We start from the raw sequence: 26,337 nt of genomic DNA, 5'->3' as shown, positions 1-26,337 counted from the left end.
CCGCATGTCTCTTCCGGGCCGCATCAACGAGATCATGCACCGCACCACCGGGCTCCGCGTGACGCGGGAGGCGCCCGGCGAGCGTGAGAGCGCGCTGCGCGCGGCGCGCGAGGCTGGTGCCCAGCGGGCTCGGGAGCGCGCGGACCGCCGGGCCGCCGCGCAGGAGCAGAAGCGGGAGGAGCGCCGGCTCGCGCGCCTCGAGCAGAAGCGCCAGGCGGCCGAGCGGCGCCAGGCGGAGCGGGCCGAGGCCCAGCGGACCGGCGCGAACCTCCCTCCGCACTGGGACGACACCAAGCGCGCCATCGTCGCGCGGGTCAAGCCGCGCACGATGACCGGTCCGCCCAAGCTCGCGCCGCTCATCGAGGCGGTCCGGTACGTCGTGCGCCACCGCATCCCCGGCGACGTCGTCGAGTGCGGCGTCTGGCGGGGCGGCAGCATGATGGCGATCGCGCTGACCCTCGCGGCCGAGGGTGACACGTCGCGCGAGCTGCACCTGTTCGACACCTTCGAGGGCATGCCGCCGCCGACCGAGGAGGACACCCGGCTCGACAGCGACGGTGCGCGGATCACCGCCCAGCACGCGCTGGACCGGGTCGGCCGCGACGCCCGTGTCTGGGCCGTCGCCGGGCTCGAGGACGTCCAGGAGGGCATGGCCGAGACGGGCTACCCGGCCGACCGGGTGCACTTCCACCAGGGCATGGTCGAGGACACCGTGCCGGGTGAGGCGCCCGGCACGATCGCGCTGCTGCGCCTCGACACCGACTGGTACGCCTCGACCAAGCACGAGCTCGAGCACCTCTACGACCGGCTCAGCCCGGGCGGCGTGCTGATCCTCGACGACTACGCCGACTGGGAGGGGGCGCGGCGCGCCACCGACGAGTGGCTCGCGGCCACGGGGGAGCGGCTGCTGCTGGTCCCCATCGGCCAGGGCGTCATCGCCGTCAAACCCGGCTGAACCGACCCGACCCCCTATTCTTGGTGCCCGCCCTACCCCGACCCGAAGAGGATCGCTCGTGAAGAACGTCCTGATCACCGGAGGAGCCGGTTTCGTCGGCGACCACCTGGCCGATCACCTGCTCCGCCGTGGTGAGTACGCCGTCACCGTCATCGACAACGAGGTCCTCGGCGACCGCAACGTGCTCGACCTGGACCGGGTCACCTTCATCGAGGGCGACCTGCGCAGCACCGACGACGTCGCGAAGGCCGTCGAGGGGCAGGACGTGATCGTCCACCTGGCCGCCGACACCCGGGTGATCCCGAGCATCGAGGACCCGGCGTTCAACTTCGACAACAACGTGGTCGGGACCTTCAACCTGCTCCAGGCCGCGCGCGCGGCCGGCGTGCAGCGGGTCGTCGCGGCGTCGACCGGCGGCGCGATCCTCGGTGACGTGACCCCGCCCGTGCACGAGGAGATGGCCCCCCAGCCGACCTCGCCGTACGGCGCGTCGAAGCTGATGCTCGAGGGCTACCTGAGCGCGTTCTCGGCGTCGTACGGTCTCAGCGGTGCGGCCCTGCGCTTCTCGAACATCTACGGCCCGCGGTCCTTCCACAAGGGATCGGTCGTCGCGCACTTCTTCAAGCAGATGCTCGACGGCGAGCCGCTCGTCGTCTACGGCGACGGCAGCCAGGCCCGCGACTTCCTGTACGCCGGCGACCTGGTCGAGGCGATCGAGGCGGCCATGAACAGCACGGCCACCGGCGCGTTCCAGCTGGGCAGCGGCAAGCCGACCACGGTCAACGAGCTGCTCGACGTGATCCGCACGGTCACCGGCCTCGACCCCGAGGTCCAGTACAAGGACTTCCGGGCCGGCGAGGTGCGGTTGACGTGGTGCCAGGTCGACAAGGCCCGCGAGCACCTCGGCTTCGAGCCGAGGACGCCGCTGGAGCAAGGTCTGCGCGAGACGTGGGAGTGGTTCCAGAGCCGATGACGGACCCGATGAGCGACAAGGACGCGTGGGGACCGCGGATCCGGCGCAAGCTCGGGCAGGTCAGGCGGACGGCGCAGGACAAGCGCCGGCCGGTGGGCGAGAAGCCCGAGGTGGTGCGCGAGGAGACGCACTACGGACCCGCCATCGACGACCTCGTGGCGCGGCAGCGGGAGAACCAGCGCCGCTACGGCGTCAACGACGAGTACGACCTGGTCCGCGAGCACTTCGACCACTACCACTACGCGCTGCAGACCGAGGGCGCCCTCGACGAGGACGTCGACCCGATCCGGCACTTCCTGTGGTCGGGCCCGGTGGGACGGTACAGCCCGCATCCCGACTTCAACGCCCGCAAGTACCTGCGCCGGCACCCCGAGCGCCGCCTGACCGAGGAGCGCTCGCTCTACCTGGAGTGGCTCAAGCGGGGCCGGGACGCCGGCGAGATCGCCGACCCGGCCGAGGGCGTCGAGCCGATGGCCGAGCTCCTCGGCATGGAGCCGCTCACCGTGGTCGACAAGGTGCGGGCGATCCGGAGCGACACCACCGAGCGGCTGCGCACCGGCACCCTCGGCGAGATGTTCGCCAAGGCCGTCGAGCTCGAGCCGCTGATCGGCGACGCGTGGCGCGAGACCGCCGCGCGGATCGCCCAGCTGCCGCTGCGCAACGACTCCGTCGCGCTGTGCGCGGCGGCGATCCACGACGCTCACGAGCAGGCCGGCTTCCGGCGCGCGCGGGTCGTGGTCGCCGTCGATCGGCCGCGTGCCGACGGTCTCGACGTGCTCGTCGTGACCAGCCTGGCCGCGGGGGTCGACCCCGAGGAGATCGTCGTCATCTACACCGACGCCGCCCCCGGGGACGTCGCCGTCACGCTGCCCACCGGGGTCCGGGTCGTCGACTTCTCCAGCCGCTTCGCCGACCTCGTCTGGGTGGTGCCTGAGGACCGCCAGCAGGCGATGGCCTCGCTGGTGCGGTCGTTCTGGGCGGACGCGCTGGTCAACGTGGAGTCCGAGCTGTTCCACGACATGCTGGCGCCGTACGCGAAGGCGCTGCTCAGCTCGGAGCGGATCTTCCTCAGCTTCGGCACCGGTGCCGACGGCCGGCCCAGCCCGGGCAGCCTGCGCTGGCTCTACCCCACGATCGGGTACGTCGAGAGCATCTTCGTGGCGACCGACGAGGTCCGCGACGTGCTCGACGAGCACTTCCAGCTCACCGCCCCCTACCTGGAGAGGTTCCACGTGCTGGGTGCCGAGGGCGATCCGGACCTGGCCACGCGGGTGCTGCGCGAGGAGGCGCGGTCATGACCGACCTGACCCTGATCGTCACCGCGCACAGCGAGACGACCGTCGCCGGGCCCACGATGCGCTCGGCCAACGCCGCCGTCGCCGCGGCGCGTGCCGCGGGCTACTCGGTGCAGCAGATCATCGCGCTCGACCGCGCGACACCGGCCACGACGGCGTACTTCTCCCAGGAGCGGTTCGACGACTGGGAGCGGTGGACGATGGACGAGGGCGACCTCGGCCTGGTCCGCAACGCACTCGTCCCGCGGACCGACGGTGACTTCATCGCGTTCCTCGACGCCGACGACATCTTCAGCGAGAACTGGCTGTCCGCCGGCCTCGACGTGGTGACCGAGGGCGCCCGGCAGGGCGTCGGCATGATCGCCAGCCCCGAGCTCGAGGTCCTCTTCGACCGCAACGTCGCGGTGACCCGCAACCTGGAGCAGGACTCGGAGCTGTTCACGCCGTACTTCCTGTACCTGCGCGGCTACTACGATTCGCTGTGCATCACGCCGCGGGAGGCGCACCTCGAGGTGCCCTACGCGAGCCGGGACATCCCGAACGGGCTGGCGTTCCAGGACTTCCAGTTCGCGATCGAGACCATGGCGAGGGGTTGGAAGCACGTCACCGTGAAGGACACCATCATCTTCAAGCGGCGCCGTGACGTGTCGCTCGTGACCGAGAGCAGCGGCCGCCGCGCGATCATCCGCTCGCTCCCCGAGATGACCATCGACCGCGTGCGTGGCCTGGCGCAGGAGACCCGATGACCAACCCCAAGGACCTCGACCTGGTCCTGCACATCGGTCTGCACAAGACCGCATCGACGTACCTGCAGAACGTGCTGAGCGCCCGACGCTACGACCTCATCGAGCACGGGGTGCTGTACCCGAGCACGGGCATGCACCCCGAGCGGCCGATCCGCACCCGCGACGGCGCCCAGTCGGGCCAGGCCAAGTTCACCGGTCGCACCGTGGGCAAGCAGCTCTTCGACGACCTGCTCGACGAGATCCCGTCGACGGCCTCCACGGTCCTCATGTCGGCCGAGGACTTCACCCACCCGCGGGTGTCCCCGGCCCAGCACGTGGAGCGGTTCAGCATGTTCGGCTCGATCAAGGTGCTGCTCGTCCTGCGCCGCCAGGACGTGTGGATCGAGAGCCTCTACAAGCAGTCGGTCGACCAGCACTACTACTTCGAGTCGCGCGCCTTCGGCGACTACCTCGCCGAGGACGGGCCCGAGCTGCTCGACTTCCACACCCGGTTCTCCCCGTGGCGCGACCTGGTCGGCCCGGAGAACTTCCACGTCGTCTCGTACGACGACGTCCCCGACGGTGCCGCGATCTGCCGGCGCCTGCTCGAGGTGGCCGGTGTCGACGTGGACGCGCTGGAGCCGTTCCCGGGCGTCGACGTGCCCCGCTACGACAGCATCCGACCGATCGACACCCTCGGCCTGCGGATGCTCAACAGCCTGCGGCTGCGCAACCGCGACCTGCGCGACCGCACCGCGCGCCGGATCTACGACGCGGCCCCGGCCGGCGACATCGCGCTGATGACCGAGGAGATGCGCGAGGGCATCATCAAGCTCTGCGCCCCCATCAACGAGCGCATCGAGGCCGAGTGGTTCGACGCGCCCGTGCCTTGCCTGCGCTTCGGCACCGAGATGCGCTCCACCCCGGCCGTCGTCCCGAGCAGCGAGGAGACCGTGCGGTACGTCGAGGACGTGCTCGCGCTGTGCACGGCGGCCCGGACCCAGGACGACGCCGAAGCGGAGCTGGCCCGGCAGGCCAAGGCGGAGAAGGCCAAGGCGTGACCGAGCTGAACGGGCTCGTCGTCGGCACGCTGTTCCGCGGTGACGCGAGGCAGCTGCTCCAGTGGTGCAACGTCCACCTTGGCCGCGGCGCCGACGCGCTGTACGTCGCCCTCGACCGCCCCGCGGCGGCCCTGGTCGACGCGCTGCCGGACGACCCGCGGGTGCACTGGCTGCCGATCGACGCGGCGACCTGGACCCGCTTCTACGCCGACAGCTCGGCCGCGGTCGAGCGCAAGCAGGTCGACGCGGCCCGGTGGCTCGCGCGTGCGGCTGCCACCGACGGGCACACCTTCTTCGCGTTCATCGACGCCGACGAGGTGCTCGACCTGCGCCGCCCGTTCACCGAGCTCGCCGCCGAGCACCCCGCGGCGGCGGCGTACACCATCGGCGTGCGGGAGATGTGGTACGACGGCCACGGCGTCGACGAGCCGTTCGGCGCGACCCTCGCGATGCGCAAGGTGCCGGCCCGGACGGACCTGACGCCGGTCTTCGGCTGGCGCTCGCAGTACCTGCGCAACGGCATGCTCGGCCACGACGTCGGCAAGACCGTCTACCGCCTCCCGATCGGGGCCGGCGCCATCAGCGTGCACGGGCCGCTGCCGGGCCGGCTCCGCGCGCGCACCGTCGCCCTCGGCGAGGACGCCCGGCTGCTGCACTTCGACTCGGGCAGCGTGGCGACCTGGAACCACAAGTGGGCCTCGCGGCTGTCCGGGGACGCGGTCGCCCGTGGCCTGGGCCTGCACCGGCAGGCCCAGCTGCGGCTGTTCGAGCCGGTGCTGCGGCGTACCCCGGACGAGCAGCGCGCCTTCTTCGACAGCTTCTTCCGCCTCGACCCCGCGGGCGCCGCGCGGCTCGAGGCCGAGGGCACGGTGGAGCGGATCGACCTGTCCGGTCTCCTCGATGGTCCGTTGCCCGTGCCCGCCGGGTCGCACGACCTGGTCCGGCTGCCGGCGAAGGACGATCGGGTCGACTTCCAGTTCGCGATGGTCTGCGACCGGAACTTCGTCAAGCCCACGTTCGCCACGATGATCTCGGTGCTGGCCCAGCTGGACCCCGAGCGCTCGGTGCGCTTCGTGGTGCTCGGTGACGCGCTGGACTCCTCCGACGTGCACCACTTCCGCTCCCTGGAGCGGTTGGGCCGGCCGGTCGAGGTGCAGGTCCACGACGTGACCCGTGACCTCGACCGCGACGTGGGTGTGGCCGAGACCGGCGTGAGCCGCTCGCGGGCGACGTACGGCCGGGTCTACCTGGTCGACCGGCTGCCCGAGCAGCGCACCGTCTACCTCGACGGCGACGTGCTCGCGACCCGTGACATCGCGGAGCTGTTCACGCTCGACCTCGGCGGCGCCTGCGTCGCCGGCGTCCCCGACAGCGCCGCGCTGCGTGCCGTCGAGCAGCCCGACAGCGTCTCGACCGAGCAGCGGATGCGGCTCACCGGCATCGCCGGCCCCGACCCGCTGGAGTACGTCAACGCGGGCGTCCTGGTCCTGGACCTGGACAACCCCGGCTACCGCGAGCGTGCCCTCGTGGCGCGGGGCCTCGTGGCCCGGGCCGGCCGCGCGCTCGCCCAGCACGACCAGGACGCCGTCAACATCGCGTTCCGCGGGAGCAAGCACCGGCTGCCCAGCACCTACAACTACATGACGCAGTTCTACACCTCCGAGCGCGCCGTCGCCGACGGCCTGCAGGCGCGCAAGTACGCCGCCGCGGACGCCTCGCTCATCCACTTCTCCGGCCGCATCAAGCCGTGGCTGACCGCCGACGAGGAGTTCTACAACGGCGTCTACCGGCAGATCGTCGGGCGGGCCGAGGAGCTGCTCGGCGTGAGCTGTGGCTTCTACTTCTCCCACCGCCCGCGCGTCGGGCACCTGGACTGGACCGCGGACGGCTGGGCCACGAACCTCACCATCGGGCCGCTGCGCGAGGACGGTCCCGGCTCCCACGACACCGACGTCGAGTACGTCGACGCCACCGACTCCGCCCTCTACCTCCGGCTCTCCGCGGCCGCCTACGAGCACGTGCTCGCCACGGGTCTGGTGCTGCGCGTCGAGGCCGGTGGCGCGGTGCTCGCGAACCTGTCGCCGGCCGACCTCGGGCCGCAGCAGGCGCACCTGGTCGAGCGGGTCGCCGCCGGCGTACGACGCCTGCCGGTGGACCTGCCCGCGCTGCTGACGCCTGCCGGCGGGGTCGCCCGCGGCGTCGAGATCTCCCTCGTCGACCCGGCCGCGCCGGACGGCTACCGGCGTCCGATCGCCGTGGTGGACGTGCTGTCCTCCGGCGCGCTGACCGCGGCCACCCGCGACGGGCTGCTGCGCGAGCTGGGCGTGACCGGCTCGATGACCGGGCTGGCGAAGGGCTGGCTGCAAGGCAGCTACCGCAGCACCGGCGACGTCCCGGTGGTCCTGCACGCCGGCGACGAGCTCGTCGTGCGGCGGACCCCCGACGCCGACCCCGACGGCAGCCGTCGGCTCCGGTTCCGTGCGGCCCACCTCGCCCGGCGCGGCTACGGAGCAGCCGGCGGTCGCTTCGTGGTGTGCGTGGCCGGCACCAACGTATCGCTGCCGGGGGAGACCCCGACCGCGGCGGAGGTGATCGCCGAGCAGGCGTCACGACCGGCTCTGGAGATCGCCGCCGGGATCGGCGGGCGGGTCCGGCGTCTCGCGAAGCGGCGCCGCTGAGCGGTCATCCGACGGGTCGGCCGACCGGTCAGCGGAACCGCGACCGCTTCCTGGTCGCGTAGCCGAACCGCTCGAAGTCACCGGCGTACAGCTCGCGCAGCCGGCCCTCGAGCCGCCGGCTGATCCGGACGTCGCTGCTGGCGAGCCGGTCCGGGCGGCTCTGCGACGACGTACGACGCTTGAGGGGTACGTCGATCTCGATGGCGTGCCTCTCGCGCAGGTCCGTGACGGCGGCCTCGAGGCCGTCCTCGTAGCGGTAGACGACCGTGTCGGGCACGACGAACTCGTGCTGCGGGCGCAGGTGGTTGTCGAGCAGCGTCGGCTCCGTGGCATAGCGACGGAACCGCTCCTCGGCCCACTCCTCGACGACGTGCTCAGCGCCGCCGGCCGGATCCTGGCAGCGCATGGCGTACTCGGAGCGGAAGCGGGCCAGCGGGTCGCGGACCATGCAGAAGCGCAGGTCGAACAGCCCGACGCGCAGGGTCGTCCGGAGCAGCCGCCCGTGGTAGTGCTGCTGGGAGACCCGGACCAGGTGGAACCGGTCGGGCTCGGTGCCGGGGGACTGGTAGAACGAGCGCGTCCAGCCGGACTCGATCAGACCCTCGCCGAGCGAGGTCCCGCCGGTCTTGGGGATGTGGATGAACAGGACCGAGGTGTCGTCCTTCACGAAGATCGGCACGAGCTGGTCCCCTTTGTTCTGTTCTGCTCCGGCTGGCGAGCCCGACCCTAACGCAACGAGGCTCCGGTCCCTGTCGGACCGGAGCCTCGTGGCTGCGTGGGTTGCCGGCGTCAGACGGTGGCCGACTCCGGCACCGGCGGGGCCTCGTGCTGGTGCTCCTTGTTCCACGCCGAGAGGGCGGGGATCTTGGCGAGGTCGCAGCGGTCGGCGTACTTCCGGGTGATCTCGGTGACCTCCTCCATCAGGCCCTGCGACAGGGTGATGGGGTCGAGGCCGAGGTGCAGGAAGCGGTCGTTCGCGACGTGCAGCTCGTTCTCGTCGGCCTCGTTGCGCGGGTTCGGCAGCTTCGCGATCTCGACACCCGTGCGGTCCGAGATCATCTTGGCCAGGTCGCGGACCCGGTGGGTCTCGGTCATCTGGTTGAACACCGAGACGCGGTCACCCTTCGCGGGCGGGTTCTCGATGGCGATCTGGATGCACTTGACCGTGTCCTGGATGTGGATGAAGGCACGGGTCTGGCCGCCGGTGCCGTGCACCGTCAGCGGGTAGTTGATCGCGGCCTGCATGAGGAAGCGGTTGAGGACCGTGCCGTAGTCGCCGTCGTAGTCGAAGCGGTTGATCAGCCGCTCGTCCAGCTTGGTCTCCGTGGTCTGGGTGCCCCACACGATGCCCTGGTGCAGGTCGGTGGCCCGGATGTGGTCGTTCTTCGCGTAGTAGGCGAAGAGGAGCTGGTCCTGGGTCTTGGTGAGGTGGTAGATCGAGCCCGGGTTGGCCGGGTACAGGATCTCCTGCTCGACGAGGCCGTTCTCGCCGGCGTCGACCTGGACGGTCAGGTAGCCCTCGGGGATCTGCATGCCCGCGGTGCCGTAGCCGTAGACGCCCATCGTGCCGAGGTGGACGACGTGGATGTCCTTGCCGGACTCGACGACCGCCGCCAGCACGTTGTTGGTCGCGTTGAGGTTGTTCGAGACCGTGTAGCGCTTGTGGTAGCTCGACTTCATCGAGTACGGAGCGGCCCGCTGCTCGGCGAAGTGCACGATCGCGTCCGGCTCGAAGTCCTCGATGAGGGTGAGCAGGCGGTGGTAGTTCTCGGCCACGTTGAAGTTGTGGAACGAGATGTCCTTGCCCGAGACCTCCTTCCACGCCTTCAGCCGCTCGCCCATCGGGCGGATCGGCGTGAGCGAGGAGACCTCGAGCTCGGTGTCGATGTTGCGACGCGAGAGGTTGTCCACGATCGCGACCTCGTAGCCCTGCGCAGACAGGTGCAACGCGGTCGGCCATCCGCAGAAGCCGTCCCCTCCGAGGATCAGTGCCCGCATTGCCTTCCCTTCGTTCGGTGTTTCCATGGTCGGTGCAGCATCGGGCTGCGCCTGCTTGGTCGTGGTGGTGGCCACCGGGGCCGGAGTGGCCTCCTGCGGCTCCTTCGGTCCAGTCTCGGTGACGAGCGTGTCGATCCGGGGGACGTCGCCGCTCTTGACCCGCTCGAACTTCCCGGTGAGCGGGTTGATGTGGATGCCGCACTCCTTGACGGTGTCGACCTCCCACCACCAGCGGCCGGCGCGCTCGTCCTCGCCGGGCGAGATCGCCCGGGTGCAGGGCGCGCAGCCGATGCTGGTGTAGCCCTTCGAGTGCAGCGCGTTGACCGGCACGCGGTGGTCCTTGATGTAGGCCCAGACCTGGTCCTTGGTCCAGTCCAGCATCGGCAGGAACTTCTGCAGCCCGTGGCCCTCGTCGTACGACGACACCTCGAGGTTGCGCCGCGTCGCGCTCTGCTCGCGGCGCAGGCCGGCGATCCACGCCCGCTTGCCCTCGAGCTGGCGCGACAGCGGTCGGACCTTGCGGACGCCGCAGCAGCCCTCGCGGTTCTCGACGCTCTCGTAGAAGCCGTTCTGCCCGTTCTCGCGCACCCAGTCGGCGACCTCGGTCGGGTCGGGGCTGACCATCGTGATGATGCCGCCGTACCGCCGGTGCACGTTCTGTGCGAGCGCGTGGGTCTCCTCGGGGAGCCGGCCGGTGTCGAGGCTGAACACCTCGATGTCGAGGCCGTGCCGCGCGATGAGGTCGGTCATCACCATCGCCTCGGGACCGAAGGCGTTGGCCAACGTGGCCGGGCTCCAGTCGCGTTCGATCTCTTGGAGGAGCGCAAGCGTGCTGCTCAGCGCATCGCTGTAATCCAAGAGGTTGCTCCCGTGGGTGCTTCGACGGTGGGAAAGGCGACCCGATGCTAGCATCGGCGCCCGATGAGATGGTTGCCCGCACGTCGTAGGACGACCGTCACATCCCTTCTCCACGCCCTCGTGCACCCGCGGTTCTACGCCGCCCAGACGGGCACCGATCCGCTCGCGAGCCCGGCCGAGGTGCTGGCGCACTTCCGCGCCGAGGGCAAGGCGGCGGGCGCCCGCGTGACCGCGCTGTTCCAGCCGGCGTTCTACTGCGCGGCAGCCGCGGCGGCGGCCGTGCCGGTCGAGGGGGACCCGTTCGAGCACTGGCTCGCGGTCGGGGTCGAGCGCCGGATCGTCCCCACGCCGCTGTACGACGACGCGCACTACCGTGCCCACCACCCCGAGCTCCGCGACGACCGGTGGGCGTTCGTCGACTACGCGACCGACGGCTGCTACCGGCTGGACCGGCGGCCCACGGCGTACGTGCAGAGCTACGGGGCGCGGGTGCCGGAGCGGGCACGCGAGCGGCAGGACCCGGTGCTGCTGACCGGGATGCTGCACCGCGCCGGCGAGTTCGACCTGCGCACCACCTCGTGGCTGGAGGAGGGGATCGCCGCGGTCGCGGCCAAGGTCGAGCGGCTGGCGTCCGGTCCCGTGGCCGACCTGGTGGCGCGGGCTGTCGCGATCGAGCCCGCCATCGGCGAGGCGCCGCTGGCGATGCGGACCGCGAGCTGGCCCCCGCACCTGCACTGGGACTCGCTGACCGTCGCCGCCGCCGAGGACCTGCGCCGCTCCCTCCCGGTCGGGCAGGCCGACGCGGTCGTGTTCCTCCCCGACGACGGCTCGGCCGCCGGTGTCGACCTCCCGGGCCTGGTCCTCGAGGTCGCCTGCACCGACGCCGCCGCGTCCGCGGCACCCCACGCCGTCGACCTGCGCCCCTTCCTCGACCGGCTGGGTCCGCGGCAGCGGGTCCAGGTCGTGCTCGACCTGGTCCGCGGCGTACGCCCCGGCCGCGTGGTCGTGCTCGAGAACGTCCTCGGCACCCGGATGCTCGCGCGCTACGGCCGCCCCCTCGCCAACACCATGACGGTGGCGGGCCGCGTCGACGGGGAGAAGGTGGGTCTCGCCGGCTTCGTCGAGGCCCAGCGACGCAGGGACGAGGGCGCATGACCGACATCACGGCGGTGATGACCGGGCACAACGAGGGCGAGCTCCTCGTCACCTCCTGGCGCAGCATGCTCGCCGCGGCCGACCACGCGCGGGCCGCGGGGCTCACCGTCGACTTCGTCGTGATGCTCGACCGCCCCGACGACGCCACCCTCGCGACCGCGGAGGTCGTGCGCGACCGGGCTCGGGTCGAGGTGCTCGACCTCGGCGACCACGGCATCGTGCGCAACGAGGCGATCGGGCTCGCCGAGGGCGAGTACGTCGCCTTCCTGGACGGCGACGACCTCTGGAGCGAGAACTGGCTCACAGCGGCGTACGACGTGTGCCGGGCCGACCCCGACCGCGTCGTCGCCCACCCGGCGCTCAACTGGTTCTTCGAGGGCCAGTCCAACCTGTTCTTCATCGCGGACCAGGACGACCCGGACTTCTACGCCGGAGCGTTCCTCCGCGTCGCCAACCCGTGGGACCAGCTCTGCATGGCCTCCCGGGCGCTGCACCTGGCGTATCCCTACCCGGCGCGCGACCTCGCCGTGGGCTACGCCTACGTCGACTGGAGCTGGAACCTGGCCACCGTCGAGGCCGGCTGTGTCCACCGGGTCGTGGAGGACACCATCCACTTCAAGCGGCGTCGGTCGACCTCCCAGCTCACGCTGGCGCAGGCGGCGTCCACGATCCCGTGGCCGAGCGCGCTGCACAGTTGGGGGGAGCAGCCGTCGGGCTGATTGGATAGCGCCATGGCTGAATGGCTCTACCTCGTCATCGGGATCGCCGTCGTCGGCGTCCTCGCGATCGTCGGCTTCGTCACGACGGCGGTACGCCGGAGGACGCCCCCGCCCTCGTCGACGCTCACCCCGGTGCCCGGCACGCGGGTGGGGGTGCCGTCGGTCGAGGCGCCCACCGAGGAGCCGACCGCGGTCGAGGAGCCCGAGGTCGAGGAGCCGGCCGCTCCCGAGCTGGAGAAGCCGGAGAAGGTCGGCAGCCGCCTGCAGCGCCTCCGCGCGCGCCTGGCCGGCTCCGGCACGCTCGGCAAGGGCCTGCTCGGCCTGCTCAGCCGCGACCAGCTGGACGAGGACACCTGGGAGGCCATCGAGGACCTCCTCATCGGTGCCGACCTCGGCGTCGCGCCCACCCAGGAGCTCGTCGAGAAGCTGCGCACCCGCCTGCGGGTCGAGGGCGGCAACGCCAGCCCGCGCGACGTGCTGCGCGAGGAGCTGATCGCCCTGGTCGGCCCCGACACGGACCGCGCGCTGCGGGTCAGCGGCGCCGACGGCAAGCCCGGCGTCGTGCTCATGGTCGGCGTCAACGGCACCGGCAAGACCACCACCTGCGGCAAGCTCGCCCGGATCCTCGTCTCCGAGGACCGCACGACCGTGCTGGGCGCCGCCGACACCTTCCGCGCGGCCGCCGCCGAGCAGCTGTCCACCTGGGGCGAGCGGGTCGGCGTCGACGTCGTCCGCGGGCCGGAGGGCACCGACCCCGCCAGCGTCGCGTTCGAGGCGGTCAAGGAGGGCATCGACACCGGCGCCGACACGGTCATCGTCGACACCGCCGGCCGGCTGCAGAACAAGGCCGGCCTGATGGACGAGCTGGGCAAGGTCAAGCGGGTCATCGAGAAGCAGACCCCGGTCACCGAGGTGCTGCTCGTCCTCGACGCCACCACCGGCCAGAACGGCCTGGTCCAGGCCAAGGTCTTCTCCGAGGTCGTCGACGTCACCGGCATCGCCCTGACCAAGCTCGACGGCTCCGCGAAGGGCGGCATCGTCGTCGCGGTCCAGCGCCAGCTCGGCGTACCGGTCAAGCTGGTGGGCCTGGGCGAGGGCCCGGACGACCTGGCGCCGTTCGACCCGGCCGCCTTCGTCGACGCGCTCCTGGGGTGAGCCGTGGCCGGTTAACCGGCGCGTAACAAAGGCCCACAGACGTTTCTTCACCGAAACAAGTCACTGCCTGACGCGAAACCTCACGCCTTCACTGTTGGCGCAACGGCGGCAAACCTTGCCGCAGCTGAAAGTGGAGGTCCCATGGACAACGGCTATTACGCCTGGATGATCGTGGCTACGGCCCTCGTCCTCATGATGACCACGCCCGCACTGGCACTGTTCTACGGCGGTATGACCCGCGCGAAGAGCGTGCTCAACATGATGATGATGTCGTACCTCGCCATGGGCGTCATCGGCATCGTCTTCGTGCTCTGGGGCTGGTCGATGGGGTGGGGTGGCGACGGCATCGGCAACCTGAACGGCAAGCTGATCGCGAGCCCCTTCTCGATGTGGGAGCTGCACGGAGTCTCTGCTGGCAACTACATCTACGTGCTGTTCCAGCTGACCTTCGCCGCGATCACGGCCGCGCTGATCTCCGGCTCGATCGCCGACCGCGTGAAGATCTCCTCCTGGATCGTCTTCATCGTCGGGTGGGTGACGCTGGCCTACTTCCCGATCGCCCACAACGTGTGGGCCGGTGGCTGGCTGTACAAGCACTTCCCGAACCTCGACTACGCCGGTGGCACGGTCGTCCACATCAACGCCGGTATCGCCGGCGGTGTCCTCGCGCTGATCATCGGCAAGCGGATCGGCTTCAACAAGGACCCGATGAGGCCGCACAACCTGACGCTCACCATGATCGGCGCCGGTCTGCTGTGGTTCGGCTGGTACGGCTTCAACGTCGGCTCGATCGTCTTCACCGCGGACTCCCTCAAGGACCCGGCGAAGTTCGCCGCGCAGTTCCAGTCCGAGACCGGTGCGACGTTCATGAACACCACGCTCGCCACCATGGCGGCGATGCTCGCCTGGCTCGTGGTCGAGCGCCTCCTGCACGGCAAGGCCACCTCGCTCGGCGCCGCCTCCGGCGTCGTCGCGGGCCTCGTCGCGATCACCCCGTCCTGTGGTGCGGTCGACATCAACGGCGCGCTGATCATCGGCGTCGGAGCCGGTGTGCTCTGCGCCCTGGCGGTGAACCTGAAGTACAAGGTCGGCCTGGACGACTCGCTCGACGTGGTCGGCGTGCACCTCACCGGCGGCATCTTCGGCGCCCTCGCCATCGGCTTCGTCGGCACGCGCACCGGCTCGCCGCAGGGAGCCGACGGGTTGTTCACCGACCAGAACGGCAACCTGATGAACGGCCTGTTCCACGGGGGCAACCTGACGCTGCTCGGCCACCAGGGCGCGGGAGTTCTGTTCACGCTGGTCGTGTCCGGTGTCGTCACCGCCGTGCTGGGCCTGCTCATCAAATACACTCTGGGATGGCGCATCACCGAAGAGGCCGAGGTCGAGGGCATCGACGGCGACCAGCACGGTGAGTCCGCCTACGACATCGCAGCCGGATCGGGGATCCTCGCATGAAGCTCGTCACCGCAGTCATCAAGCCGCACAAGTGGGAAGACGTCCGGGAGGCTCTCGAGACCTTCGGCGTGACCGGTATGACGGTCAGCGAGGTCAGCGGCTACGGCCGTCAGAAGGGCCACACCGAGGTCTACCGGGGCGCCGAGTACGACATCGCGCTCGTCCCCAAGATCCGGATCGAGATCGTGGTCGACGACCAGGACGCCGAGGACATCGTCGGCCTGATCGTCAAGACCGCGCAGACCGGCCGGATCGGCGACGGCAAGGTCTGGGTCAGCCCGATCGAGACCGTCGTCCGGGTCCGCACCGGCGACACCGACTCGGCTGCGCTCTGACCGGAGCACGCCGGACTTGCTAACACCCCTGTGCGAGTCCTGTTACATGCCCGTAACAGGACTCGCACAGGGTTTGCGCATGACGAATCCCGGAGTGGCTGCTGGCGACACCGCCTGGATGCTGGCCGCGAGCGCGCTGGTGCTCCTGATGGTGCCCGGCCTGGCCTTCTTCTACGGCGGCATGGTGCGCGCCAAGAGCGTGCTGAACATGATGATGATGGTGTTCGGTGCCCTCGCCGTGGTGACCGTCGTGTGGGTGCTGGTTGGCTACTCGCTGGCGTTCGGCAAGGACGTCGGCGGAGGTCTGATCGGTGACCCGACCCAGTTCTTCGCGTTCAAGGGGATGCTCGACCCGGTCGAGGGGGCGTCGTACCCCTCGACCCTCTTCGCCATGTTCCAGGGCCTGTTCGGCGTGGTCACGGTGGCGCTCATCGCTGGCGCGATCGCGGACCGCACCCGGTTCGGCACCTGGCTGATCTTCTGCGGCATCTGGACCCTGGTGGTCTACGCGCCGGTGGCGCACTGGATCTTCGCTGCCGGCAGCGGCTGGATGACCGCGAAGCTGCACGCCCTCGACTTCGCCGGCGGTACGGCGGTCGAGATCAACTCCGGCGCCGCCGGGCTGGCCGCGGCGCTCGTCCTCGGGCAGCGCGTCGGCTTCGGGCGCGACCCCATGAAGCCGCACAACCTCACCCTCGTCATGATCGGCGCGGGCCTGCTCTGGTTCGGCTGGTTCGGCTTCAACTCCGGCTCGGCACTGGCCGCCAACAACACGGCGGCCATCGTCTTCGTCAACACCCTGCTCGCGGGCTGCACCGGTCTGCTGGCCTGGCTCGGCATCGAGCGGTGGCGCGACGGCCACGCCACCTCCTTCGGCGCGGCATCGGGGGCGGTGGGCGGCCTGGTCGCGATCACCCCGGCCTGCGGCTACGTCACGCCGCTCGGTGCGATGGCGGTGGGCCTGGTCGCCGGCACCGTCTGCGCGATCGCGGTCGGCCTCAAGTACCGCTTCGGGTACGACGACTCGCTGGACGTCGTGGGTGTCCACCTGGTCGGCGGCCTGGTCGGCACGATCCTGATCGGACTGCTCGCGGAAAGGCGGGTCGCCGGTCTGGACGGCCTGTTCTACGGCGGCGGCGCGGACCAGCTGGTCAAGCAGGTCGTGGCGGCCGGTGCCGCCCTGGCCTACTCCTTCGTCGCCACCGGGATCATCGTCTGGTTGCTGGAGCGCACCATCGGCTTCCGGATCGACGGCGAGCACGAGGTGGCCGGCGTCGACCTGGTCATCCATGCCGAGGCGGCCTACGACCTGCACGCCGCGAGCGCGCGTCCGCACTTCACCAGCGGGGGACTGCACGGCTGATGACCGCTGCCGACCGCCTCGAGCGCACCGAGCTCGCCGACCAGCTCTGCATCTCCGCCTACGAGCAGGCGGGAGGGCCCGACACCGGGTTCGCACTGGTGGCGGTGGGCGGCTACGGACGAGGCGAGCTGGCGCCGTACTCCGACCTCGACGTCGTGCTGGTCGCCGACGAGAGCGCGGAGGCCGCTGCGTTCAACGAGCTCGGCTCGTCGCTGTGGTACCCGCTGTGGGACTCCGGCCAGCAGATCGACCACTCGGTACGCCGGCTGCCCGAGATGCTCGCTGCCGCGCAGGACGACCTGCGGGTCGCCACCGGGCTGCTCGACATCCGGCACGTCGCCGGTGACCCCAACCTGACCCTGCGGGCCCGGTCCCTGCTGCTCGCGCAGTGGCGGCGCGAGGCTCGCGAGCGACTGCCCGCGCTCGAGGAGCTGACGAAGGCCCGGCACGCCCGGGTCGGCGAGCTCGCGCACCTCTCGGTGCCGGACCTCAAGGAGTCCGAGGGCGGGCTGCGCGACGCGACGGTGCTCAACAGCCTGGTCGCGACCTGGCTGGTCGACGTGCCCGCGGCCGACCTGCAGCGCTGCCGGGGCCAGCTGCTCGACGTCCGCGACGCGCTGCACGCCGTCGTCGGCCGCAGCTCGGACCGCGTGACGCCGGAGTGCTGGGCGGGCCTCGCCGAGCTGCTCGAGCTGCCCGACCAGGCAGCCGCGCAGCGCTACGTGCGTGAGCTCGGCAGGCGGATCACCCACCTCTCGCGGCTGGCGTGGCGGCGTACCGACGACGTGCTGAGGAGGGGGCGCGCCGGCGCCTCGCGCCGTCCGGAGCTCTCTCCGGTCGCGCCCGGCGTCGCCCTGTCGCGCGGGGAGATCACCCTCGCGGCGGGCGCCCAGCCCTCCCGCGACCCGGTGCTGCTGCTGCGCGCGGCCGCCGAGGCGGCGACCCGCGACGCGGTGCTCGCGCCGCCGACCGCGGCACGGCTCGCCGCGGAGGCCGCTCCGCTGCCCGATCCGTGGCCCGCCGAGGCGCGGCACGAGTTCGTCCGGCTGCTCAGCGCCGGCCGCGGCCTGCTGCCGGTCTGGGAGACGCTCGAGGAGACCGGCGCGCTCGCCGCGATCCTGCCCGAGTGGGAGCGGATCCGGTTGCTCCCGCACGCCTCGGTCATCCACCGCTTCACCGTCGACCGGCACGTGGTCGAGACCTGCATCGAGGCGGCCTCGCTGATCCGCTCGGTGTCCCGGCCGGACGTCCTGCTCGTCGCCGCGCTGCTCCACGACATCGGCAAGGGCGGCGTCACCGAGCACAGCGTCGCCGGCGCCCCGATCGCCCGAGGCATCGCCACCCGGATGGGCTTCGGGCCCGACGAGGTCGAGCTCATCGGCGAGCTCGTGCGCTGGCACCTCCTGCTGGCCCAGGTCGCCACCACGCGCGACCCCGACGACCCGGCCACCGTCGAGGCCATCACCGAGCGCCTGCGCACGCCGGAGGCCATCGCCCTGCTCGCCGCGCTGACGGAGGCCGACGCCAAGGCGGCCTCGCCCCAGGCCTGGACCGCCTGGCGGTCCGGCCTGGTCCACGACCTCGCCCGGCGGGCGACCGCGGTCCTGGAGCAGGGGAGCGTCCCCCCCGCGATGGCCGTGGAGGAGATCGAGATCCCCGCGGCCGCGCGCAAGCGCGGCATGTCGATCACGGTCGAGCCGGCCGGCGACGGCGCGCGGGTCACCGTGGTGTCGAAGGACCGGATCGGGCTGCTCGCCGACGTCGCCGCGGTGTTCGCGCTGCACCGGATCCGGGTGCGCGCGGCCCGGATCTGGTCGCCGGAGGAGTACGCCGTGTCGGTCTGGGACGTCGCCGAGGACCACCTCGAGCCCGGTGCGCTCCAGGACCGCTTCGACAGCATCGTCGAGGGGCGCGTCGACCCGGCCCGGCGGCTGGCGCCGCGCGCGGGGTCGGGGGCGACGCTGGCCCCCACGGTCGTCGTACGCCCCGAGGCCAGCGAGCAGGCGACGGTGATCGAGGTCCGCACGGCCGACCAGCTCGGCGTCGTCTACCTGGTCTGCTCCGCGCTGGCCGAGCTCGGCATCTCGGTGCGCTCCGCCCACGTCTCCACGCTCGGCCCGCAGGCGGTGGACGTGTTCTACGTGCAGGAGGCCTCCGCCGGTGCCCTCTCGGAGACCCGGGCGGCCTCGGCGGCGTACGCGATCAGGGAGCGATTGACGGCGACCGACTGATCGCCCCGTAAACTCGTCGAGTTGCCCGCCGTTTGCCCGCCGTACGACGACTGAGGACATCTCACCTTGTTCGCCACACTCTCCGACCGCCTCTCCGCGACGTTCAAGAACCTCCGCGGCAAGGGACGGCTGTCCGAAGCCGACATCGACGCCACCGCACGCGAGATCCGCATCGCGCTGCTGGAGGCGGACGTCGCGCTGCCGGTGGTCAAGGACTTCGTCGCGGCGGTCAAGGAGCGCGCCCGCTCCGAGGAGGTCTCCGGCGCGCTGAACCCGGCGCAGCAGATCGTCAAGATCGTCAACGAGGAGCTCGTCACCATCCTCGGCGGCGAGACGCGCCGGCTGCGCTACGCCAAGACCGGCCCGACCGTCATCATGCTCGCCGGCCTCCAGGGTGCCGGCAAGACCACGCTCGCCGCGAAGCTCGCGCGCTGGCTCAAGGAGCAGGGCAAGTCGCCCCTGCTCGTCGCCTGCGACCTCCAGCGCCCGAACGCGGTCAACCAGCTGCAGGTCAACGGCGAGCGCGCCGGCGTACCCGTCTTCGCGCCGGAGCCGGGCAACGGCGTCGGCGACCCGGTGGCCGTCGCCCGCGAGTCGGTGGAGGAGGCCAAGCGCAAGCTGTACGACGTCGTCATCGTCGACACCGCCGGTCGCCTGGGCGTCGACACCGAGATGATGGGCCAGGCCGCGGCGATCCGCGACGTGGTCTCGCCCGACGAGGTCCTCTTCGTCGTCGACGCGATGATCGGTCAGGACGCGCTCACGACGGCGCAGGCCTTCCTCGACGGCGTCGGGTACGACGGCGTCGTCCTCACCAAGCTCGACGGCGACGCCCGCGGTGGTGCCGCGCTGTCGATCCGCCAGGTCACGGGCCGCCCGGTGATGTTCGCGTCGACCGGTGAGAAGCTCGAGGACTTCGACGTCTTCCACCCCGACCGGATGGCGTCGCGCATCCTCGACATGGGCGACATGATGACCCTGATCGAGCAGGCCGAGAAGGCCTTCGACCAGGAGCAGGCGCTCAAGGCCGCGCAGAAGCTGACCGGCCAGGGCGGCGAGTTCACCCTCGACGACTTCCTCGAGCAGATGCAGCAGCTGCGCAAGCTCGGCTCGATGCAGAAGATCCTCGGGATGCTGCCCGGAATGGGCCAGATCCGCGAGCAGCTGGAGAACTTCGACGAGCGCGAGATCGACCGCGTCGAGGCGATCATCCGCTCGATGACGCCGGCCGAGCGCGCGAACCCGAAGATCATCGACGGCTCGCGGCGCGCCCGCATCGCGAAGGGTTCCGGACGCCAGGTCTCCGACGTCAACGGCCTGGTCGACCGCTTCTTCGAGGCGCGCAAGATGATGATGCAGATGGCGCGCGGCGGCGGGATGCCCGGAATGCCGGGCATGCCCGGCATGGGTGGTGCCGGCGGCGGCAAGCGCGTCTCCGCGAAGCAGAAGGCGAAGCAGCAGGGCAAGGGCGGCAAGCGCCGCTCCGGCAACCCGGCCAAGGCCGCCCAGGAGGCCGCGGCGGCCCAGCAGAAGGCGGCCGAGCGTCCCGCTGCCAACCCGTTCGGGATCGGCCAGGACATCGACTACGAGGCGGCCGCGGCCAACCTCGAGCTCCCCAAGGACTTCTCGAAGTTCCTGAAGTAGTCCTCGTGGGCTCCACCTTGATCGTCGACGGCGCCAATGTCGTCGGTGCGCGCCCCGACGGGTGGTGGAAGGACCGCGCGGGCGCTGCGCGCCGGTTGCACGACGCCCTGCTCGTCGCCGACATCGAGTACGACGTCGTGGTGCTCGTCCTCGAGGGGCAGGCCAAGGGCGCGGTCAGGGCCGGCCGGGACGCCCACGTCCGGACGGTGCACGCGCCGAAGGACGGCGACGCGACGATCGTCGAGCAGGCCCGCGTGGCCGCCGAGAAGGGTGGCCGGGTCGTGGTCGTCACGGCCGACCGGGCCCTGGACGCGCGGGTCCACGGAGTCGGTGCCACGACGCTCTCGCCGAGCTGGCTGCTCGACCGTCTGTAGCGGCCGTCTCTGAGCTCAGACGTCGATGATGAGGTCCTCGGCAGGCAGGTACTTCACCAGCGCGCAGTTGGTCTTGAGGAGCTCCTCGCCGACGACGTCCCCGGTCCGGCGCGAGATCACGGTGCGCCAGATCTCGTTGCGCCGGTAGACCCGGCCCTCGTGCCGCAGGAACGCCTCGTCGCGGGCCTCGACCCGATAGGAGTGCTCGGTCGCGGTGTCGGCGCGCAGCTCACCGCGGAGGTGCCGCTCGTCCACCCGGGTGCGCAGCTCGAAGGTGTGGTCGGTGTCGTTGCGGACCACGAGGTCGACGTAGTTGTAGACGATCGAGCAGCCCACGCCCCACGGCAGCACCCGGCCCTTGTCCGGGAACGGGTCGAAGGAGTGCTCTGAGCGCTCCACGACCGTCAGCGGGCTGTGCAGGAACATCCAGTGCAGCAGGTTGGCGAGCTGGCAGATCCCACCACCCACGCCGGCGATCGCCCTGCCGTTCGAGAGCCGCATGCCCTCGACGTACCCCTTGCGGCGGGTGCAGTTGCCGACCACCTTGTTGAACGAGAACGTCTCCCCGGGCCGGATCAGGACGCGGTCGGTGCGGGCCGAGGCGAGGCGCAGGTTGGTGACCTTGTTGCGCTGCAGCACCATCTCGTCGTCCGACAGCTCGCGCATCAGCAGCGAGGCGTGCTTCAGGAGGCGGAGCGGCAGGTCCTCGTCGGTGCGGCTCGCCGCCCAGGTCGCGTCGGAGGTGGCCCAGCGCAGGTGACGGCGCAGCTGGTGGACGCGGACGGCGGCGGGGTAGAGCGCGGGGTGCCGCTCGGACAGGCGTGGGCGACCGGTCACGCGGTCCGGGATCGTCAGTCCCGCCGAGGTGGTGGCCGCAGGAAGGGTCAGGGTGGTCATGTCTGGGAAGACGCACGTGCCGGTGGTTCGGTTGCGCGACGCGCCCGGCTAGGTTCGTCGTCGTGACGGCGCTGCGATTCACCGGACCGGTCCTGCCCGACGGCGAGAGCCGTGAGCTGTACGTCGTCGACGGCGTCGTCACCTACGAACGCCCGGCCGGCGCCGAGACCGTCGCGCAGGGCTGGATCGTCCCGGGCCTGGTCGACGCCCACAACCACCTGGGCCTCGAGGACGGGGGCGCGGTCTCCGACGAGGAGATCGAGCGGACCTCGATCCTCGATCGGGACACGGGCGTGCTGCTGACCCGGGACTGCGGGTCGCCGGCCGACACCCGGTGGGTGCACGAGCGCGAGGACCTGCCGCGGCTGATCCGCTGCGGTCGCCACGTCGCCCGGACCCAGCGCTACCTCCGGAGCTACGGCGTCGAGGTCGAGCCGGACGCGCTGGCCGACACGGTCGGGGAGCAGGCGCTCGACGGCGACGGGTGGGTCAAGCTCGTGGGGGACTGGATCTCCCGCGAGGAGGGCGACCTGACGCCGTCCTTCCCGGCCGACGCGGTCGCGGCGGCGATCGGGGTCGCTCACGCCTACGGTGCCAAGGTCACGGCGCACTGCTTCGGACCGGACGCGGTCGGGCCGCTGCTGGATGCGGGCATCGACTGCATCGAGCACGGCACCGGCCTCGGCTCGCACCACATCGAGCAGATGGTGCGGGGTGGGGTCGCGCTGGTCCCGACCGTGCTGCAGACCGACAAGTTCCCGGGCTTCGCGTCGGCGGGGCGCGAGAAGTTCCCGGCGTACGCCGACCGGATGCTGGCCCTGCACGAGACCCGTCGCGACGTCCTGATGAACGCCTACGACGCCGGCGTCCCGATGTTCGTGGGCAGTGACGGCGGTGGCAGCCAGCGGCACGGCGTCCTCCACGAGGAGATCCGGGCGATGGCCGCGATGGGGCTGCCCAACGACTACGTCCTGGGCGCCGCCTCGTGGCGGGGTCGGGCGTGGCTGGGTTGGAACCCGGGGCTCGACGAGGGCGACCCCGCGGACTTCGTGGTGTACCCGCGCGATCCCATCGCCGACCTGAGCGTGCTGCTCGAGCCGAGCGCCGTGGTGCTACGGGGTCGTGTCGTCGCCTGAGCCGTCGTCGGACGTGCCGGTGCCGTCCGTAGAGTCGTCGGTGCCGTCGGTCGAGGAGTCGTCGTCGATGTCCTGGTCGGCCTCGTCCAGGCTGTCGCGGGCGTCCCGGGTCGCGGAGCGCGGGCTGGACGCGGTGATCCCCAGCGCGGTCGCGACGGCCTGGTCCAGCGCGGCCTGTGCGGCGGGGACCGTGGCGGCGCCCGCGACGAGGCCCTCGGCCCGGCGCAGGATGGCCACGACCCGTACGTAGTTGTCGACGTGGAAGGCCCGCAGCTGGCGGCGGGCAGCCTTCGCGTCGGCTGGGGTCATCGCGTCGACCGAGTCGTCGAGCGTCGCGAGGATGGCGCGGTCGTTCTCGATGTTCGCGTCGACCGCCTGCTCGGTGTCGTCGGCGAGCGCGGCCAGCGCGTGCGAGGCCTCGACCCGGGCGAGCCGGCGGTCGAGGCCGGAGACCTGGTGGTGCAGCTGCCGCGTCTGCCCGGCGGCGTGACCGTGGCCGGAGGCGATGGCGGACTGGCCGAGCGCAGGCACCAGGCCCGCTGCGGCGATGGCGGCGACGGCCACCGAGGTACGACGTACGGGCATCCTGGGCTCCTTCGCAGGCTCGGCTTCGTGCCGCTCCGATGGTCGCCCGCGGAGCGGTCCGGCCGACACGGGCGCTCGGTCACAGGCGAGGGGTCCGCAATGACCAGGGGGTCCCGGGTCGGGTCCTAGGCTCGCGCCATGCCCAGCAAGCACCAGCTGCCCCGCACACGGAGGGTCATGGTCGCGGGGTTGGCCGGCTCGGTGGTGGCGCTGGCGAGCGCGCGCGGCGTATTTGGGGGACGGCCGGTCGCGGTCGCCCTCAGCGGTCTGCTGGTGGTCGCTGGTCTCGGAGCGGCCGTATGGGCACTGCGCGCCGTCGACAGGGTGCACCGCCACGAACTCGCCGAGCTGACGGACCGCGACGGGGCGGACGGCCTGCCCTTCGGCGCGTTCCGGCGAGGTGATCGGATCGGGTTGGACGCGAGCGATGTGTGGCTGCTGCTCGCCTCGATCTTGGCGGTCCTGGGCGCCTTCGTGCTTCTCACCGGTCTCACCGACCGCGAGATGAATCGCGCCGCTGCGCTGCTGCTGCCCCTCGTCGGATTTCTGCCGGCCGCTGCGTGCGCGTGGTGCGGCAGTGGCACGCCGTACTGGCTCACCGAGGATCGTGTGATCGTGCGTGGGCCATTCCGTCGGCATGTCCGCTACGACGACGTCGAGCGATTCCGAGTGAGCGGCACCGCCATCGAGCTGCAGGCATCCGTGGAGCGTCCGATGCGTTGGGGCAGGCTGGGTCTGACGATGCGCTTGATGCTGGTGGCCGTCGACGCGCCGGAGCTGCTGGCACTACTTGCCGAGCGCTGTCCCAGCGCTCACGTGATCGGCGCGGCTCAGTCCCCGTAGAGCTCGCCGACGATGGTGCCGTCGTCTGCCTGGATGGGTTCGGCTTCGCGGGTGCCGCGTGGGATCACGACTCGTCACCAGGTCTCGCGACGGTTGCAGAGCAACGTCCTCGACCCCGGTTGGATCACCCGCTGGTGACCCGCCGGATGATCGTGACCAGCAGCACCACGCCCCCGGCCAGACCCAGCAGGAGGGGGAGCAGGATCGTCACCAGGATCCCCACGACGAACCCGGCCCCCAGCTCGGCACCGACCCGCACATCGACCCGGCCAGCGCCGGAGGCGGTGCAGCTGACCTCGACGTGCGCGGTGGTCGGGGTGAAGGAGCCGATCGCGACCCAGGTGCGACCGTCGACGGTGACCGTCGAGGTCATCCGAGGTCGGCCCGGGACGAGCTGACGCCCGTCGTCCTGGGTGACGTCGCAGTGGGTCGCAGGTGCCGTGGGCCCGACGTACAGCGCCCGCCGGCCACCCGCGGGGACTGTCACGGCGTGGTACGTCCCGTCGGCCGGGATGACCGCGTCGGTGGCGGTGGCACGATGGAGCGTCAGCACCAGACCGGTCACGAAGCAGGACAGCGCCAGGACGAGCAGGCCGCCTCCGACGAAGAACCACACGAAGCGCGGTCGGCGTCTCACCGGTGCGGAGAGGTACGGCGGAGGCACGGTCACGCTCCGACCCTGCCCGCCCGACCCAGAGGTCACACGCTGTCGGGACCCACGAGGGGCGGGATCGCCTCCGTCGCGGCCACCGGGTCCAGTCCGGCGCACGCGAGCAGGTCCGCGGTGATGGAGCGCAGCTGGGCGAGCACGACCTCGCCGGAGAGCTCGGGAGTGCGGGGGAGCCGCGAGGTGGACTCCCCGAAGTGGATCAGCCCCTCGCGGGCGTCGTCGATCGCGTGCCCGGCACCGAGCTCGGCCGCGACGACGTCGACCTGGTCGGCCAGGGCGCGGGCGGCCTCGGCGTACGCGGCGGGCAGGGCCTCGGCGCGGTACGTCGCCACCGCCACCCGCCGCAGCAGCACCCGGGTGTTGCGCAGGGCGAAGTCGAGCGGGTCGACGATCTCGGCCAGCTTGCGGACGGTCGGGCCGTGCCGGCGTCGCTGGAACGGTGAGGAGGCGACGAGCGAGAGCCCCTCGCCGGCGGCGACCTTGAGCTGGCTCACGAGCCGGTCGGTGGCGCGCGCGTCGGTGAGCGCCGACAGGGCGTGGTCGAAGTCGGCGTCGGTCATGCAGTCGGCCGCCGCCCGCAGCAGGGAGGCGATCGCCGAGGCCACCCGCGCTGCCTGCTGGTGGGGTCGGCGCAGCGCCGTGGCGGGGACGACGCTCGCAGCCACGAGGGCGACCGCGCCGCCGATCAGCGCGTCGGTCCACCGGGTGAACGCCCCGCCGCCGTTGTTCGGCAGCGCGACCGCGACGACGATCGACTGGACGGCCGCCTGGTTGACGAACAGCACCCCGGCGTCGAGCAGCAGCGCTGTCGACATCGCGCCGGCGACGAGCAGCGTCAGCTGCCACGGCCCGCTGCCCAGCAGGTGCGTGAAGAGGTCCCCGAGGAAGACGCCGACGGCCACGCCGACGGTGATCTCGCCGACCCGCCGCAGTCGTTGTCCGTACGACGTACCGAGCCCGACCACCGCTGCGACGGGCGCGAAGAACGGCCGGTTGTGGTGCAGCACGTCGTGGGCCAGCCACCAGGCGAGCCCGGCCGCCAGGGCGCACTGGCCGACCTGCCAGGACGCCGACCGCAGCCGCGTCACCCGGGCGCCGAAGGACGTCCGTCCCCGCGCCATCCACCGGTCGAAGAAGACGGTGGGGGACAGCGGCGAGCTCACCCCGCAAAACTAGTGGCTGGCGATTTCGACCACCTCGGGGTGTCTGGCAGAATCGACCGCTGAGTT

23 protein-coding genes are annotated in these 26,337 nt (G+C 71.5%); 17 read left to right on the top strand and 6 right to left on the bottom strand.

Features of this window, described 5'->3' with window-relative positions; genetic code table 11:
• Nucleotides 1-4: 4 nt before the first annotated feature.
• The 6 genes from ACYVAQ_RS16875 to ACYVAQ_RS16850 are packed head-to-tail and all read left to right on the top strand — an operon-like array spanning nucleotide 5 to nucleotide 7,687.
• The gene (locus ACYVAQ_RS16875) at nucleotides 5-955 is read left to right on the top strand and encodes a TylF/MycF/NovP-related O-methyltransferase (protein ID WP_460791573.1); all 951 of its coding nucleotides are present in this window, start codon (nucleotides 5-7) and stop codon (nucleotides 953-955) included.
• A gap of 58 nt (nucleotides 956-1,013) precedes the next feature.
• Entirely contained in the window at nucleotides 1,014-1,928 is a 915-nt protein-coding gene (locus ACYVAQ_RS16870; RefSeq protein WP_460791572.1) for an NAD-dependent epimerase/dehydratase family protein, read from the top strand.
• Nucleotides 1,929-1,936: 8 nt separating this feature from the next.
• A complete protein-coding gene (locus ACYVAQ_RS16865; RefSeq protein ID WP_460791571.1) occupies nucleotides 1,937-3,226 on the top strand; it encodes a hypothetical protein in 1,290 nt (429 codons plus the stop codon).
• The gene (locus ACYVAQ_RS16860; protein ID WP_460791570.1) at nucleotides 3,223-3,969 is read left to right on the top strand and encodes a glycosyltransferase family A protein; all 747 of its coding nucleotides are present in this window, start codon (nucleotides 3,223-3,225) and stop codon (nucleotides 3,967-3,969) included. Before ACYVAQ_RS16865 ends, ACYVAQ_RS16860 begins: the two co-directional genes overlap by 4 nt.
• Nucleotides 3,966-5,009, top strand: a complete 1,044-nt coding sequence (locus ACYVAQ_RS16855; RefSeq protein ID WP_460791569.1) for a hypothetical protein — start codon at nucleotides 3,966-3,968, stop codon at nucleotides 5,007-5,009. The genes ACYVAQ_RS16860 and ACYVAQ_RS16855 overlap by 4 nt, the downstream gene beginning before the upstream one ends.
• Complete coding sequence (locus ACYVAQ_RS16850; RefSeq protein WP_460791568.1) at nucleotides 5,006-7,687, top strand: glycosyltransferase family 8 protein; 2,682 nt, start codon at nucleotides 5,006-5,008, stop codon at nucleotides 7,685-7,687. Before ACYVAQ_RS16855 ends, ACYVAQ_RS16850 begins: the two co-directional genes overlap by 4 nt.
• A 28-nt stretch (nucleotides 7,688-7,715) precedes the next feature.
• Here the strand turns inward: ACYVAQ_RS16850 and ACYVAQ_RS16845 are convergent, their stop codons facing one another.
• Together ACYVAQ_RS16845 and ACYVAQ_RS16840 are read right to left on the bottom strand one after the other, a co-directional pair.
• Nucleotides 7,716-8,366, bottom strand: coding sequence for a sulfotransferase family 2 domain-containing protein (locus ACYVAQ_RS16845; RefSeq protein ID WP_460791567.1), 651 nt, complete (start codon nucleotides 8,364-8,366; stop codon nucleotides 7,716-7,718).
• 110 nt (nucleotides 8,367-8,476) lie between these two features.
• Nucleotides 8,477-10,543: a phosphoadenylyl-sulfate reductase gene (locus ACYVAQ_RS16840; protein ID WP_460791566.1), complete on the bottom strand. Its 2,067-nt coding sequence runs from the start codon at nucleotides 10,541-10,543 to the stop codon at nucleotides 8,477-8,479.
• 120 nt (nucleotides 10,544-10,663) lie between these two features.
• On the opposite strand from ACYVAQ_RS16840, the gene ACYVAQ_RS16835 reads away from it, so the two are divergent.
• From ACYVAQ_RS16835 to ACYVAQ_RS16795, 9 genes are all read left to right on the top strand, one after another.
• Entirely contained in the window at nucleotides 10,664-11,698 is a 1,035-nt protein-coding gene (locus ACYVAQ_RS16835) for a hypothetical protein (protein WP_460791565.1), read from the top strand.
• The gene (locus tag ACYVAQ_RS16830; RefSeq protein ID WP_460791564.1) at nucleotides 11,695-12,417 is read left to right on the top strand and encodes a glycosyltransferase family A protein; all 723 of its coding nucleotides are present in this window, start codon (nucleotides 11,695-11,697) and stop codon (nucleotides 12,415-12,417) included. Before ACYVAQ_RS16835 ends, ACYVAQ_RS16830 begins: the two co-directional genes overlap by 4 nt.
• Before the next feature lie 12 nt (nucleotides 12,418-12,429).
• A complete protein-coding gene (gene ftsY, locus ACYVAQ_RS16825) occupies nucleotides 12,430-13,572 on the top strand; it encodes a signal recognition particle-docking protein FtsY (RefSeq protein WP_460791563.1) in 1,143 nt (380 codons plus the stop codon).
• Between the two features lie 141 nt (nucleotides 13,573-13,713).
• Nucleotides 13,714-15,030 (top strand): ammonium transporter, encoded by a 1,317-nt coding sequence (locus tag ACYVAQ_RS16820; protein WP_460791562.1) that lies wholly within the window; start codon nucleotides 13,714-13,716, stop codon nucleotides 15,028-15,030.
• Complete coding sequence (locus tag ACYVAQ_RS16815; protein WP_460791561.1) at nucleotides 15,027-15,365, top strand: P-II family nitrogen regulator; 339 nt, start codon at nucleotides 15,027-15,029, stop codon at nucleotides 15,363-15,365. The genes ACYVAQ_RS16820 and ACYVAQ_RS16815 overlap by 4 nt, the downstream gene beginning before the upstream one ends.
• 79 nt (nucleotides 15,366-15,444) lie before the next feature.
• Nucleotides 15,445-16,728 (top strand): ammonium transporter, encoded by a 1,284-nt coding sequence (locus ACYVAQ_RS16810; protein ID WP_460791560.1) that lies wholly within the window; start codon nucleotides 15,445-15,447, stop codon nucleotides 16,726-16,728.
• Nucleotides 16,728-18,959 (top strand): [protein-PII] uridylyltransferase, encoded by a 2,232-nt coding sequence (locus ACYVAQ_RS16805; RefSeq protein WP_460791559.1) that lies wholly within the window; start codon nucleotides 16,728-16,730, stop codon nucleotides 18,957-18,959. The genes ACYVAQ_RS16810 and ACYVAQ_RS16805 overlap by 1 nt, the downstream gene beginning before the upstream one ends.
• A 66-nt stretch (nucleotides 18,960-19,025) precedes the next feature.
• Nucleotides 19,026-20,603: a signal recognition particle protein gene (gene ffh, locus ACYVAQ_RS16800; protein ID WP_460791558.1), complete on the top strand. Its 1,578-nt coding sequence runs from the start codon at nucleotides 19,026-19,028 to the stop codon at nucleotides 20,601-20,603.
• A 5-nt stretch (nucleotides 20,604-20,608) separates the two neighbouring features.
• The gene (locus tag ACYVAQ_RS16795; protein ID WP_460791557.1) at nucleotides 20,609-20,977 is read left to right on the top strand and encodes an NYN domain-containing protein; all 369 of its coding nucleotides are present in this window, start codon (nucleotides 20,609-20,611) and stop codon (nucleotides 20,975-20,977) included.
• A 15-nt stretch (nucleotides 20,978-20,992) separates the two neighbouring features.
• On the opposite strand, the gene ACYVAQ_RS16790 is transcribed toward ACYVAQ_RS16795, so the two are convergent.
• Nucleotides 20,993-21,874: a VanW family protein gene (locus ACYVAQ_RS16790; protein WP_460791556.1), complete on the bottom strand. Its 882-nt coding sequence runs from the start codon at nucleotides 21,872-21,874 to the stop codon at nucleotides 20,993-20,995.
• A 62-nt stretch (nucleotides 21,875-21,936) separates the two neighbouring features.
• Between ACYVAQ_RS16790 and ACYVAQ_RS16785 the strand changes: the two genes are divergently transcribed.
• Complete coding sequence (locus tag ACYVAQ_RS16785) at nucleotides 21,937-23,010, top strand: amidohydrolase family protein (protein WP_460791555.1); 1,074 nt, start codon at nucleotides 21,937-21,939, stop codon at nucleotides 23,008-23,010.
• On the opposite strand, the gene ACYVAQ_RS16780 is transcribed toward ACYVAQ_RS16785, so the two are convergent.
• Nucleotides 22,987-23,595 (bottom strand): hypothetical protein, encoded by a 609-nt coding sequence (locus ACYVAQ_RS16780; protein ID WP_460791554.1) that lies wholly within the window; start codon nucleotides 23,593-23,595, stop codon nucleotides 22,987-22,989. The genes ACYVAQ_RS16785 and ACYVAQ_RS16780 overlap by 24 nt on opposite strands.
• A gap of 138 nt (nucleotides 23,596-23,733) precedes the next feature.
• Here ACYVAQ_RS16780 and ACYVAQ_RS16775 point away from each other — a divergent pair, with 138 nt between their 5' ends.
• Complete coding sequence (locus ACYVAQ_RS16775; protein WP_460791553.1) at nucleotides 23,734-24,438, top strand: hypothetical protein; 705 nt, start codon at nucleotides 23,734-23,736, stop codon at nucleotides 24,436-24,438.
• Nucleotides 24,439-24,562: 124 nt separating this feature from the next.
• Here the strand turns inward: ACYVAQ_RS16775 and ACYVAQ_RS16770 are convergent, their stop codons facing one another.
• Nucleotides 24,563-25,108, bottom strand: a complete 546-nt coding sequence (locus ACYVAQ_RS16770; RefSeq protein WP_460791552.1) for a carbohydrate-binding protein — start codon at nucleotides 25,106-25,108, stop codon at nucleotides 24,563-24,565.
• A gap of 29 nt (nucleotides 25,109-25,137) precedes the next feature.
• The gene (locus ACYVAQ_RS16765; protein WP_460791551.1) at nucleotides 25,138-26,271 is read right to left on the bottom strand and encodes an FUSC family protein; all 1,134 of its coding nucleotides are present in this window, start codon (nucleotides 26,269-26,271) and stop codon (nucleotides 25,138-25,140) included.
• Between the last annotated feature and the right edge of the window lie 66 nt (nucleotides 26,272-26,337).

This window comes from Nocardioides maradonensis (assembly GCF_054777115.1).
This window is presented reverse-complemented; position numbering and strand designations above follow the sequence as displayed.

What these genes read in the sequence shown, in the direction of transcription:
- ACYVAQ_RS16875 (WP_460791573.1), top strand. Translation starts at nt 5, where the DNA reads ATGTCTCTTCCGGGCCGCATCAACGAGATCATGCACCGCACCACCGGG.
- ACYVAQ_RS16865 (WP_460791571.1), top strand. Translation starts at nt 1,937, where the DNA reads ATGAGCGACAAGGACGCGTGGGGACCGCGGATCCGGCGCAAGCTCGGG.
- ACYVAQ_RS16860 (WP_460791570.1), top strand. Translation starts at nt 3,223, where the DNA reads ATGACCGACCTGACCCTGATCGTCACCGCGCACAGCGAGACGACCGTC.
- ACYVAQ_RS16855 (WP_460791569.1), top strand. Translation starts at nt 3,966, where the DNA reads ATGACCAACCCCAAGGACCTCGACCTGGTCCTGCACATCGGTCTGCAC.
- ACYVAQ_RS16830 (WP_460791564.1), top strand. Translation starts at nt 11,695, where the DNA reads ATGACCGACATCACGGCGGTGATGACCGGGCACAACGAGGGCGAGCTC.
- ftsY (WP_460791563.1), top strand. Translation starts at nt 12,430, where the DNA reads ATGGCTGAATGGCTCTACCTCGTCATCGGGATCGCCGTCGTCGGCGTC.
- ACYVAQ_RS16820 (WP_460791562.1), top strand. Translation starts at nt 13,714, where the DNA reads ATGGACAACGGCTATTACGCCTGGATGATCGTGGCTACGGCCCTCGTC.
- ACYVAQ_RS16815 (WP_460791561.1), top strand. Translation starts at nt 15,027, where the DNA reads ATGAAGCTCGTCACCGCAGTCATCAAGCCGCACAAGTGGGAAGACGTC.
- ACYVAQ_RS16810 (WP_460791560.1), top strand. Translation starts at nt 15,445, where the DNA reads ATGACGAATCCCGGAGTGGCTGCTGGCGACACCGCCTGGATGCTGGCC.
- ACYVAQ_RS16805 (WP_460791559.1), top strand. Translation starts at nt 16,728, where the DNA reads ATGACCGCTGCCGACCGCCTCGAGCGCACCGAGCTCGCCGACCAGCTC.
- ACYVAQ_RS16790 (WP_460791556.1), bottom strand. Translation starts at nt 21,874, where the DNA reads ATGACCACCCTGACCCTTCCTGCGGCCACCACCTCGGCGGGACTGACG.
- ACYVAQ_RS16780 (WP_460791554.1), bottom strand. Translation starts at nt 23,595, where the DNA reads ATGCCCGTACGTCGTACCTCGGTGGCCGTCGCCGCCATCGCCGCAGCG.
- ACYVAQ_RS16775 (WP_460791553.1), top strand. Translation starts at nt 23,734, where the DNA reads ATGCCCAGCAAGCACCAGCTGCCCCGCACACGGAGGGTCATGGTCGCG.